This is a genomic window from Fuscibacter oryzae, from assembly GCF_016765795.1.
Lineage (GTDB): Bacteria > Pseudomonadota > Alphaproteobacteria > Rhodobacterales > Rhodobacteraceae > Fuscibacter > Fuscibacter oryzae.
In genome coordinates this window covers 116,696-128,750 of record NZ_JAESVP010000003.1, presented here as the reverse complement: position 1 = coordinate 128,750, position 12,055 = coordinate 116,696, and the positions used below count along the sequence as shown (strand labels likewise).

Sequence of the window (12,055 nt, the reverse complement as noted above, 5' to 3'; positions counted from 1 at the left end):
TCAGATCACCACGATGCCGGAATGCTTGGCCTTGTGTTCCGGCTCGACATGAATCGTCACCACACAATCGGGCACCACCTTTTTCAGCGCCGCCTCGACCCGGTCGCACATCTCATGCGCCTCGCTGACGGTCAGGCTGCCCGGCACGACAAAGTGAAACTCGATAAAGGTCGCGCGACCGGCGTGGCGGGTGCGCAGGTCATGCGCCTCAACCGCCCCCTCCCCTTCGCGGCTGATCGCCTCGCGCACCTTGACCATCACCTCTTCGGGCACCGCCTCGTCCAGCAGGCCGGAAACCGAATGGCTCATCACCTTCCAGCCCGACCACAGGATGTTCAACGCAACCAGCGCCGCCATGGCCGGGTCCAGCACCGCCCATCCGGTTTCAATCGCCAAAAGCACACCGAACAGCACCCCGGCCGAGGAAATCACGTCAGACAGCAAATGCTTGCCATCGGCCACCAGCGCGGGCGACCGTAGCCGTCGCCCCTGACGGATCAGCACCCAGCACCAAAGCGCGTTCAGCACGCCCGCCGCGCCGTTGACCAGCAGCCCCGACAAAGGCGCATCCAGCGCGCGGGGCGCCTGAAAGGCAAACCACGCCTCGCGCAGGATCAGGATGGCAGCCAGGATGATCATCACCCCTTCCAGAATCGCACTCAGCAATTCCGCCTTGTGGTGGCCATAGGGGTGGTCGGCGTCCGCAGGTTTGGCCGCGACCCGAATGGCGATCAGCGCGGCAATTGCCGTCGCCACGTTCACCAAACTTTCCAGCGCGTCAGACAGCAACGCGACAGAGCCGGTCATCTGCCATGCCAGCAGCTTCAGACCCAGCACGACAAAGCCTACAACGATGCTTCCGACGGCAAGCCGAAGCTGTGGGGACATGTCAGCAGGCATGGCAGGCTCCTTTTTCGCGCTCGCTATCCCACAGGGATGACAACCTCAAGAAAGGATCGCAGGACGCGACGGATTCCGGCCCGTGCGCCGTAACATCGCTGCGTCAGGTTCGAGCGTTACCAGAGCCAAAGCGCCAACCCCGTCCGGCCCCAGACCCGGATGGGGTTGTTTACCTTTGCCCGTAGTAAAGGCCCACCACATGCTCGGCCTCGGCAAAGAACAGCCAGCGTTGGGCCATCGCCCCGATCAGGTGGCACAGTGCCGCAAGCGCGATGGCCACCGGATGCGGGCCAGCAACCAGCAGAATCAACGCCGGAACCACCGCCGCCAGCGCCAGCGCGATGACACGCAGCCGCGCGGCATGTTTGCGCCCGACGACAAAGATCATCTCGCGCAGCAGGTAGTTCCCCGCGGTATGCCCGCGCTCAAACACCCGCACCTTGCCGATGCTGCCAAGGCCGGTCGCGCTTTCCATCGTGGCCCCAACCGTCTCAAAACGTCCGTCACCAATGCGCCAGCCCGCCACCAGAACCGCCGCCAAGACCACACAGCCGCCAACCGCCAGCCAGACCTTTCCCGCCAGAATGGCCCCGCCAGTGCCGGAAAAGGCCAAAAACAGCACCGGCGTGATCCAGTGGTTCCAACGCGGAATTGTCTTGAGCTGCGCATAGATCATCGAGGTGGTGAAGATGGTCACAAAGCACATTGCCGCCCCGATCATCCCCGGCAGCCGCGACCACCCCAGCCCCAGCCAGTCCGACAGCGCGACCGGCGGGAGCAGCAGCAGCGTCACGACCGAGGCCCAGCCCTCGCGGCTAAGCCAGCTTGTGCGCCATTGGCTGAACGCCCGCCAGGCGCGCTGCGGATTGCCAAGATGCAGAGTCGAGAACAAAAGCCCCCCCACCGCCAGCGCATAGCCCAAGCCCCACAGCAGAAAGGCCGTCATACTCGCCGGATGCAGGCATCCCGCCCCCAGAAAGGCGAGAAAGCCAAAGCCAAGGCCCGACAGCGTGGTGAACAGGATGACTGAAGGCGCGGGATGCATCAGAACCTCGACAAGACGAGGTCCAGCCAGCCCGCAAGGCCGGTTGCACGAATGTCCAACAGAGGCGCGAGGGGAGAGGTCTGCTCCACCCCCTTTTCGCGCGGCGGCAAATAGCGGTTGACCGGCATGGTGCCCAGTTCCGGCATCAGTTCCATCCCACCCCGTTCAGCAGAGAGGCGGCTGACGTTGGAATTGGGGTCGGCGAAATCACCAAAATGCCGCGCGCCGGTCGGGCAGGTGCGCACACAAGCGGGAACGCGGTCCACCTCTGGCAGGTTGTCGTTATAGATCCGGTCCACGCAAAGGGTGCATTTCTTCATCACCCCCGCCGCCTGATCCAGCTCTCGCGCGCCGTAAGGGCAGGCCCAGGCACACAGGCCACAGCCGATGCAGGCATCCTCATTCACCAGCACGATGCCATCCTCGGCCCGCTTGTAGCTGGCGCCGGTGGGGCAGACGGTGACACAAGGCGCCGCCTCACAATGCAGGCAGGACCGGGGGAAGTTCACTACCTGAGCGGGCCCATCCGGGGGCTGCACCTCATAGCTGTGAACGCGGTTTAGGAAGGTGCCGGAAGGGTCTGACCCATAAGGGTTCTGATCCGACAGGGGGGCACCATAGCCCTGATCATTCCAGCCTTTGCAGGCGGTGACGCAGGCGTTGCAGCCGACGCAGGTATCTAGGTCGATGGCAAGGCCCAGTTTCTTGGGCGTAGGGCCGGGAAGCATGGTCATTCCGTGTCCCCCGCGCGGCAAATTCCTTGGAAGGAATTTGCAATTTTCTTCCAAGAAAATTGCGTCATGCCCGGTCCTCCCCCTTGGGCACCACACGCGGCACCGGGCCAAAGGCCGGTTCCGAATGATCGCGCGGCCCCACCCGTTCCACCCTCACCCGCAGGTCGAACCACGCCGCCTGTCCGGTCACCGGGTCGGAGTTCGACCAGCGCATCCCGTCGTCCTTTTCCGGCAAAAGTTCGGAGATCAGATGGTTCAGCAGGAAGCCCTCTGTCGCCTCGCTTGCCCCTTCGTCCAGTGCCCACGCCGCCTTGCGCTTGCCAATGGCATTCCACGTCCAGATGGTGTTTTCGTTCAAGGCCGCCATATGGGCAACCGGCACGGTGATTTCGCCATTGGGGCTGGTGACGCGGGCATAATCGCCATCGCTAAACCCATGCGCTTCCCAGACTTTCGTCGGCAGATAAAGGAAGTTCATCCCCCGGATCTGCCGCAGCCAGGCGTTCTGCGTGCCCCAGGAATGATACATATCCATCGGGCGCTGGGTCAGGGCGTGGATCGGATAGCCCTCGGCCCCCTCGTCGCCAAAGGGTGGATACCACGCGGGCAGCGGGTCCATCGCCTGTTTCAGCCGCGCGCGCATATGGTCGGGCGGCTGGATCGCGCCCTGCCCTTCGGCGGCGAGCTGGAACCGCCGCATCGGTTCGGACCAGATGCTGAACAGGTAAGGCTGCGGCGTCTCGTAGAACGAGGTCGCCACCGCCCAATCCTGATAGGCTTGGTTCCAGGGTTTATAGAACAGGGCCTCTTCCGGCACATGGGCCTGATAAAAGCCGCCACTCTCGATGTAACGCTGCATCTGATCGGGGTTCGGCGCACCGCGCCCCTCAGCCTCGCCATTACCGCGAAAACCGATCAGCGGGCCGACACCGGGACGGCGCTGATGGTTGGCGATGTAATCGGCATAGTCGCGGAATTTCGCGCTGCCATCCTCGTTGGTCATCCCCGGCAGGCCCAAACGGGCACCGAGGTCGAGGAGAACGGTCTGAAAACAGCGCACATCACGATCCGGTTCCACCACCGGCCAGCGGATCGAGTCGCCCGCCGCATCGGGTTCACTAATGGGGCGGTCCAGCAGGCTGATGCAATCGTGCCGTTCCAGATAGGTGGTGTCGGGCAGGATCAGGTCGGCATATGCCACCATTTCAGACGCATAGGCATCGGAATAGATGATGCGGGGGATGATGTAGTCGCCGTCCGGCCCCTTGTCGGTCAGCATCTCCATCACCTTCGCCGTATTCATCGACGAATTCCACGCCATGTTCGCCATATAGAGGAACAGCGTGTCGATCCGATACGGGTCACCGGCATGGGCATTGGGGATCAGCATGTGCATCAACCCATGGGCCGAGAACGGGTTTTCCCACGAAAACGCCTTGTCGATCCGCGCGGGCGAGCCGTCGGGTTTCAGTGCCAATTGCTCGGGTCCGCGCACATAGCCGAGATGCGGGCCAGACAGCGGCTTGCCCGGCACGGCAACAAAGTTCGGGGTCGGATGCGCCTCAACCGGCTTGGGGTATGGCGGTTTGAAACGGTAGCCGCCCGGCACCTCGACCGTGCCGAGGACGATCTGCAACAGATGCAGCGCGCGGGCGGTCTGAAAGCCGTTGGAATGGGCCGAGATGCCCCGCATGGCGTGAAAGCTGACCGGCCTTCCGGGCATGGTTTCATGCCGGTTGCCGCGAAAATCGGTCCATGCTTGCGCAATTTCAATCGACTGATTGAACGCCACATCGGCCAGTTCCGCCGCCAGCGCCCGAATGCGCGCCGCCGGAATGCCGCAGCGGTCGGCCACCGCCTCCGGTGCATAATCGGGCGACAGATAGCGTTCGGCCATATGCTGAAACACCGTCCGGTGACCGTCCCACACTGCGCCCAGATCTGGCTGAACCCCCTTGCCATCCCACGGCGCCGGGTTCCCGGTACGGCGGTCGATCACGAAGGGCTGGCTTTCGGCGTTCTTGAGGATCAGGCCCTTTTCGGGGCCTTCGGTGTCGTTCACCAGCAGGGGCGCGTTGGTCCATTGCGCTAGATACTCAAGGTCGATCTTGCCCGCCTCGAACAGGCAATGGATCAGCGACAGGATCAGCAGCCCGTCGGTGCCCGGCGTGATCGGCAGCCAATCATCGGCAATCGCATTATAGCCGGTGCGGATCGGGTTGACGCCGATCACCCGCGCGCCGCGGGCCTTGAGCTTGCCCAGACCGATCTTGATGGGGTTAGAATCGTGATCCTCGGCCACGCCGAACATCACGAACAGCTTGGTGCGGTCCCAGTCGGGCTGGCCGAATTCCCAGAACGCGCCGCCGATGGTGTAGATGCCGCCCGCCGCCATGTTCACCGAGCAAAACCCGCCATGGGCGGCATAGTTCGGCGTGCCGAAATTCTGCGCCCACCAGCCTGTGAGACTTTGGCTCTGATCGCGCCCTGTGAAAAATGCCAGCTTTTCCGGCGCGGTTTCGCGCAAGGGCTTCATCCACGACACCGCCAGCGCCAGCGCCTCGTCCCAACTGATTTCCTCAAACGCGCCCGATCCGCGCGGGCCAACCCGGCGCAGGGGCGCGCGCAGACGGCTGGGCGCAGTCACCTGCATGATGCCCGAAGCCCCTTTGGCGCAGAGAACCCCCTTGTTCACCGGATGGGCGCGGTTGCCCTCGATATAGGAAACCTTGCCCGATTTCAGATGCACATTGATGCCGCAGCGGCAGGCGCACATATAACAGGTGGTCTTGCGCACCTCGTCCGAAACGGCGGGCGACAGGTTCAGGATCGGCTGGCTCATCCGCTTGCCTCGCTGGCCATGATTGCCATGGCCTCTTTTGCAATGTGGCGCTCCTCTTCGGCGGGAACCACATGGATAGCGACACGCGATGTCGCGGAATGCACCTGCGCTGCATTCGCCTCATTCGCGGCCGGGTCCAGTTCGGCCCCCAGATAGCCAAGCCCCTCAACAATCGCGGCCCGCATTGCGCGGTCATTCTCGCCAATGCCCCCGGTGAAGGCGATGGCATCAAGGCCGCCCATCGCGGCCACCATGCTGCCCGCGTGGCGCACGGCCCAATAGGCGAAATGGTCCAGCGCAAAGGCGGCCTCTGCCGTGCCCGCCGCCCGCAAGGCGCGCATGTCGCTGGCACCGCCAAGACCCAAAAGGCCGCTTTCCCGGTTCAGGATGCGGGCGGCCCCGTCGATGCCATGCACCTCGGCCAGCCGCAGCACCGCATTGCCGTCAATCGCCCCGGTTCGGGTGCCCATGGTCAACCCGTCCAGTGGTGAATAGCCCATGGTGGTGGCGACAGAATGCCCAGCGTGAATGGCACATAGAGATGCGCCATTGCCCAAATGCAATGCCAACAGCCGATCTGGCAACTTATTGCCGGCCATTTCTTGCACTTTTCGAACAAGTGCGGCGTAACTGATGCCATGAAAGCCATAGCGGCGGATGCCGCGTTCGCGCTCGGCCAAAGGCAGGGCATAGGCCGTCGCCACCTCGGGGTTGGTCGCGTGAAAGGCCGTGTCAAAGCTGACATACTGCGGCAGGTCGGGGGCCAGCGCGGTCATCGCCCGCAGGCCCATCAGGTTCGCCGGATTGTGCAAGGGGGCCAGCGGGATGCAGGCCGCAATCTGCGCCTCCACCTCCGCCGTCACCCGGCAGGTCGCGGTAAGCGCCGCGCCGCCATGCACCACCCGATGCGCGACAGCGGCCAGCGAACCAACCGATAGCCCCATCCCCTCGATCAGCGCCAGCAGCGCCGCGCCGTGGTCGGCAACCGGGCGGGCGTACTTTGCGCCACCAACCTCCACCACCGCAGCGCCACCGATCTCGGCCACCATGCCGCGCGCCAGCTCGGCCCCGCCATCAAACAGCACGACCTTGACCGAGGATGACCCGGCATTGACCACCAGCAGCATCAGATCACCGCCTTGATCAGCCCCAGCGCCGCCAGCCCGGCCAGAAGGATGATCGCAAAGCGGCGGAAATCCTTGGGGTCGGTGTTCAGGAAATGCCGGCTGCCCAGCCAGTTGCCAAGGAAGGTCAGCGGTAGGGCCGCCAGCGCAATCCACAACGTGTTCCACGTCACCAGCCCGTGCCACCAGTAAAGCGGCGCGGAATAAAGGTCGAGGATCGGGAAATAGGCGATCAGCGTCGCCCGGAACGTCGCCGCTGCCATCGGTTGCGCGGCAAAGAACGCCGCCACCGGCAGCCCCCCCATCCCCGGCGCATTGGCAAGGCCAGAGATCAGGCCCGCCACCACATTCGGCCCGCCCCGCACCTCGGTCCGCAGCCGCCAGCCTGCCAACAGCACGCAACACATGATCAGGATATAGATCGAAATCACCGCCCGCGCCGTGTTTTCGGAAACGCCGGTCAGCACCCACAGCCCCAGGGGCAGCCCCACGACCGCCCCCGCCATCATCAGCCCGACGCGCCGCCAGTCGATTTGATGGCCGATGCCGCGAAAGGCCTGAAGGCTCATCGCGGTTTCCAATATCACTACCGTCGCCACGAAATGCAGCGGGTTCGTCACCACACCCGAGGCGGCGATGACGATGGCCGAATAGCCGAACCCCGAATAGCCCCGGATGAAGGCCGCCACCAGAATGGCAACCCCCATCCAGACCGCAGCCCCCAGCCCAAGGCCGAACAGCATCAAACGACCTGCGGACGCATGTCGGCAGCGGAAATGCCCGCCACTGCAACCGGCTTTTTCATCGCATCGCGGCGGAAAGGCTCGCCCAGTTCCTGATTGATCATCGCCTCGATCAGGGTCGTCTTGCCGGCCATCTGGTCGGCAATCGCCTTGGTCAGCGCGTCGCGCAATTCATCCATCGTGCGCGCCACCACGCCCTGCAAACCGCAGGCCCGCGCGATCCCGGCATAGGACACCTGCGTATCCAGCTCGGTGCCCACGAAATTGTCGTCATACCACAGGGTCGAATTGCGCTTTTCCGCGCCCCATTGGTAATTGCGGAACACAACTTGGGTAATCGCGGGCCATTCGCCGCGGCCAATCGCGGTCAGCTCGGTCACCGCGATGCCAAAGGCGCCATCGCCGGAAAAGCCCACAACAGGCACATCCGGGCAGGCAATCTTGGCACCGACGATCGACGGCAGACCATAACCGCACGGCCCGAACAGGCCGGGGGCAAGGTATTTCCGCCCCGCCTCAAACGTCGGATAGGCATTGCCGATCGCGCAGTTGTTACCAATGTCGCTGGAAATGATGGCCTCTTTCGGCAGCGCCGACTGAATCGCGCGCCACGCCATGCGGGGGCTCATCCAGTCCGGCTTTGCGGCGCGGGCGCGCTGATTCCATGTGGTGCCCACATCATCATCTTCGTGATCCATCGAAGACAGCGCCTGCGCCCAGGCCGATTTGGTCTGTGCGATCTTGGCTTTGCGCTCCGCCCGCGCATGGTTACCTGCGGTAGAGGCCAACCGCGCCAAAACCGCCTCGGCTACTTTCTTGGAGTCGCCGACAATGCCAACCGTGACTTTCTTCGTCAGCCCGATCCGATCCGGGTTGATGTCAACTTGGATGATTTTGGCCTGCTTCGGCCAATAGTCCAGCGCGTATCCCGGCAAGGTTGAAAACGGGTTCAGTCGGGTACCCAGACAGAATACCACATCCGCTTGCGAAATCAACTCCATCGAGGCCTTCGACCCGTTATAGCCCAAGGGACCCGCGAACAGTGGATGGCTGCCGGGAAAGGCATCGTTGTGCTGATAGCCGACGCAGACCGGCGCATCCAGCCGCTCGGCCAGCGCCATGCTGGCCGGAATGGCGCCACCCAAGACCACGCCCGCCCCGTTCAGAATGACGGGAAACTTGGCCGATGACAGCAGCGCGGCGGCGGCGGCAATCGCCTCTTCCCCGCCTGCGGGGCGTTCAAACTCCACAATCGCGGGCAGATCGATGTCGATCACCTGGGTGAAATAATCGCGCGGAAAGTTGATCTGCGCCGGGGCCGACTGGCGCTTGGCTTGCAGGATTACACGGTTCAGCACTTCGGCCACGCGGGACGGGTCGCGCACCTCTTCCTGATAGCAGACCATGTCCTTGAACAGCGCCATCTGCTCGACTTCCTGAAAGCCGCCCTGCCCGATGGTCTTGTTCGCCGCCTGCGGCGTGATCAGCAACAGCGGCGTATGGTTCCAGTAAGCCGTTTTCACCGCCGTGACGAAATTGGTGATGCCCGGCCCGTTCTGGGCGATCATCATGCTCATCTTGCCCGAGGCGCGGGTAAAACCATCGGCCATCATCCCGCCGCTGCCTTCATGCGCGCAGTCCCAAAAGCTGATGCCCGCACGGGGAAACAGGTCCGAAATCGGCATGAAGGCCGATCCGATGATGCCGAAGGCATGTTCGATGCCGTGCATTTGCAGCACTTTGACGAAGGCTTCCTCGGTGGTCATCTTCATGGCGTATCCTTCCCGGAATGACGGTGTGGCCCAAGTGATAGCCCCGCGCCCCAAGCCCGCTTAGGGCCAGTGCCTCCGGGCTGATAGCGCCAGATCTTCCCTTCCTCTTGGCAGAAATACTTCGGGGTCCGGGGCAGCGCCCCGGCGATTGCCGCTAGCCCGCCCCCTGCCTTATCGCCCGCGCGATCCGGGCAATCCCTTCGGGTATCCGCACCGGCGGGGTCGAGGAATAGGCCAGCCGGTAATAGTTTCGCGGCGCACTTTCGGGATCAAAGAACACCCGCCCCGGCTCGATCAGCACGCCCTCGGCGCGCAGACGCTCGGCCAGCACCTCGGTGTTCACCGTTGCAGGTGCCCGCATCCAGAAAGACGAACCGCCAAAGCCACCCTGCCCAGCGACGACCAACCCGTTGTCGCGGATCGCCTCTTCCATCGCCTGACGGCGGCGGCGATAGGCGGTGCGCATCCGGTTGATCAGCGCATCATAATGGCCAAGGGACAGGAAATAGGCGACAGTGCGCTGAATATGCCCCGGCGGGTGGCGCAGCGTGGTCAGCCGCAGCGCGCGGGCGGCGCGGATAAAGCTTGCCGGTCCAACCAGATAGCCCAGCCGCATCCCCGGAAACACCGACTTGGAAAACGACCCGGCATAGATCACCCGTCCGTCGCTATCGAGGCTTTTCAGCGCCGGAGAGACAGGTTTCAGGAACGACATCTCGAACTCGTAATCATCCTCGACGATCACGAACCCCTCGCGCCCCGCCGCCTCCAAGAGGGCCAGACGCCGCTCCAGCGGCATGGTGGCGTTGGTCGGGCATTGGTGGCTGGCGGTGGTGAAAACCGCATCCACCCCCTTTGGCACCGCCTCGGGCGGCAGGCCGTCGGCATCGACATCCACCGGCAGAATCTCGGTCCCCGTCGCCGCCAGCACCCCGCGCAGGCCCGAATAGCAGGGGTTTTCCACCGCCGCCCGCCGCCCCGGCCCCAGCAGCACCTGAGAGGCCAGCCACAGCCCGTTCTGCGCGCCAAGGGTCAGCAGCACCTCGTCCGGTTCCGCCGCAATCCCGCGCCGGGGCAGGATGGACCGCAAGACATGCTCGATCAGCAGGGGGTCGTCGCGGTCATAGTAATCCTGCGTCAGGGTGGCAAAATCGCGCCGCCCCAGTGCCCGCACCGCACAAAGGCGCCAGTTCTGATGGTCAAACAGCGTGGCATCCGCCTGGCCATAGATGAAGGAATAGGGATAGGCCTCCCAATCCGCGGGCCGGTCCACCTGCCCCGCCGCCAGCACGCGGCCCGCCAGCAGGCGGGCGACATCGGGGCTTTCGGCGCGCGGGCCACGGGCGGGCATATCGGGCGCGCGGGGTGCGTTTTCCGACACGAAATAGCCCGACCGCCCCCGCGCAGTAAGGTAGTCAGAGGAGACCAGCTCGGCATAAGACAGCGTGACCGTGATCCGGCTGATGCCCAGATGCTCGGCCAGACCGCGCGATGATGGCATCCGCTGGCCGGGGCGGAAGCGGCCCGCCAGAATGCCCTCGGTCACCATCTGCCGGATGCGCTGTTGCAGGCTGCCCCGCCCGGCAGGCGGCAGAACAAAGGCTTCGGCAGGGATCGACATTCTGGCCTCAAATCGCAGGAAGGGCTGGACTTATGAGGGCAGAAAGCGGCGGTTGGTCAAGGGGAATGGCGCGGAAAGGTGCGTGAAATCACGCACCTTGCGACTTGGTTCTACGGCTGTCCCTATCCCGTAGGGTGCGTGCCTGCACGCATCAGCCTAAAACACCGCCAGCCGCGACAGGTCATAGCCGTTCCATTCCAAAATCTCGCGCGCGGCCTTCAGCCGGTCGGGCGAAATACTGCCCGTGCGGTCCAGAATGAAGCCAAAGCTGCCGTCGGGCGTGCCGATCACCAGCGTGCGGTAATCGGCATCGGCCCACAGCACCCACCACGCCCGACCACCGACGACAAAGCGCCCCGGCCCGGCGGGCTGCATCGCGCCACCGCCCTTCATGTCGCGCCCCGACAGGCACAGCCGATAGCTGGCCTGCAAGGTGCCCTTGCCGGAAATCGTCACCCCGCCCGGTGCACAGCCCGCTGGCCCGAATGCGGCAACCTGCCGCCAATCCCCGGCCAGCCGCGCGCTTTCAACCTGCACCGAAGAATAGATCGGTGCCCCCGCCTTGCGGTAGCCGCCCTGTTGCGGCGGCAACGTCGGCGCAGAACAGGCCATCAACACCAGACAGGCCGCAAGCCCCAGCCTATTCCCTCTTAGTCGATGCACAATGTCACCCTTGATCCGTCGTTTTGCAGAATTTCATTGCAGCCGAACAAGGGGGCAATTGGCGCGCAGGTGCCAGACCGCGCAAGGCACAGCCCTTCGCATTGCGAGGCCTTCTTGCACTCTTTGCCCGCATCGCGCGTGCGCTGCACGCAGGTCTGCCCGGCGCCCTTGCCAACCTTGGCCCATTGCCCGCCCTTCTTGCGGCAGGCGGCCTCTTCGGGAGAGGACGGCGGCGGCTCCGGTTTCGGCTCTTCGGCAACAGGTGCGGCGGCGTCAGCAGGTTTCGCGGGGGAAGCGGCGGGCTTTGCCTGTGCCGTATCGGCCGCCGCAGGGGCCGGATGTGGCCGCGCCGGGTTTGGCAGCGGCGGCTTTGTTGCGGCGACGGGTGCTGCACCCGCAGTTGCCGCGCCGGGTGGCCCCGACAGCGCGGTAACCGTCACATCGCCACCCGTGATAGGGTTGGCGGCCACCGCCTTGCCACCCTTGCCGCCCAGACCCATCGTGCAGGCCGACAGTACAATGGCCACCGCCAGAACCAGATACCGCATCGCATGCCCCCTTGCCTTGCGGGTCAGTGAATCAGGTCCGCCCGACCGCCGCAAGCCCGGGCG

At 64.4% G+C, this 12,055-nt stretch carries 10 protein-coding genes; all 10 read right to left on the bottom strand.

The genetic code is table 11. From position 1 onward, the window contains the following. On the bottom strand, positions 1 to 888 hold the full coding sequence (locus tag JI744_RS06555; RefSeq protein WP_202659349.1) for a cation diffusion facilitator family transporter: 888 nt from the start codon (positions 886 to 888) through the stop codon (positions 1 to 3). Positions 889 to 1,069: 181 nt separating this feature from the next. Further along, positions 1,070 to 1,945: a dimethyl sulfoxide reductase anchor subunit family protein gene (locus tag JI744_RS06550; protein WP_202658908.1), complete on the bottom strand. Its 876-nt coding sequence runs from the start codon at positions 1,943 to 1,945 to the stop codon at positions 1,070 to 1,072. Beyond that, positions 1,945 to 2,679 carry a 4Fe-4S dicluster domain-containing protein gene (locus JI744_RS06545; RefSeq protein WP_202658907.1) on the bottom strand — a complete coding sequence of 245 codons (735 nt, stop codon included), beginning with the start codon at positions 2,677 to 2,679 and terminating at the stop codon, positions 1,945 to 1,947. Before JI744_RS06545 ends, JI744_RS06550 begins: the two co-directional genes overlap by 1 nt. Before the next feature lie 64 nt (positions 2,680 to 2,743). Beyond that, on the bottom strand, positions 2,744 to 5,521 hold the full coding sequence (locus tag JI744_RS06540; protein ID WP_202658906.1) for a molybdopterin-dependent oxidoreductase: 2,778 nt from the start codon (positions 5,519 to 5,521) through the stop codon (positions 2,744 to 2,746). Then, entirely contained in the window at positions 5,518 to 6,648 is a 1,131-nt protein-coding gene (locus tag JI744_RS06535) for an acetate/propionate family kinase (RefSeq protein ID WP_202658905.1), read from the bottom strand. Before JI744_RS06535 ends, JI744_RS06540 begins: the two co-directional genes overlap by 4 nt. After that, positions 6,648 to 7,388: a sulfite exporter TauE/SafE family protein gene (locus tag JI744_RS06530; RefSeq protein WP_202658904.1), complete on the bottom strand. Its 741-nt coding sequence runs from the start codon at positions 7,386 to 7,388 to the stop codon at positions 6,648 to 6,650. The genes JI744_RS06535 and JI744_RS06530 overlap by 1 nt, the downstream gene beginning before the upstream one ends. Continuing rightward, on the bottom strand, positions 7,388 to 9,160 hold the full coding sequence (gene xsc, locus JI744_RS06525; protein ID WP_202658903.1) for a sulfoacetaldehyde acetyltransferase: 1,773 nt from the start codon (positions 9,158 to 9,160) through the stop codon (positions 7,388 to 7,390). The genes JI744_RS06530 and xsc overlap by 1 nt, the downstream gene beginning before the upstream one ends. Positions 9,161 to 9,314: 154 nt before the next feature. Beyond that, positions 9,315 to 10,781, bottom strand: a complete 1,467-nt coding sequence (pdxR, locus tag JI744_RS06520) for a MocR-like pyridoxine biosynthesis transcription factor PdxR (RefSeq protein WP_202658902.1) — start codon at positions 10,779 to 10,781, stop codon at positions 9,315 to 9,317. 156 nt (positions 10,782 to 10,937) lie between these two features. Next, the gene (locus JI744_RS06515) at positions 10,938 to 11,393 is read right to left on the bottom strand and encodes a lipocalin family protein (RefSeq protein ID WP_202658901.1); all 456 of its coding nucleotides are present in this window, start codon (positions 11,391 to 11,393) and stop codon (positions 10,938 to 10,940) included. Positions 11,394 to 11,431: 38 nt separating this feature from the next. Next, the gene (locus tag JI744_RS06510; RefSeq protein WP_202658900.1) at positions 11,432 to 11,992 is read right to left on the bottom strand and encodes a hypothetical protein; all 561 of its coding nucleotides are present in this window, start codon (positions 11,990 to 11,992) and stop codon (positions 11,432 to 11,434) included. Positions 11,993 to 12,055: the final 63 nt, after the last annotated feature.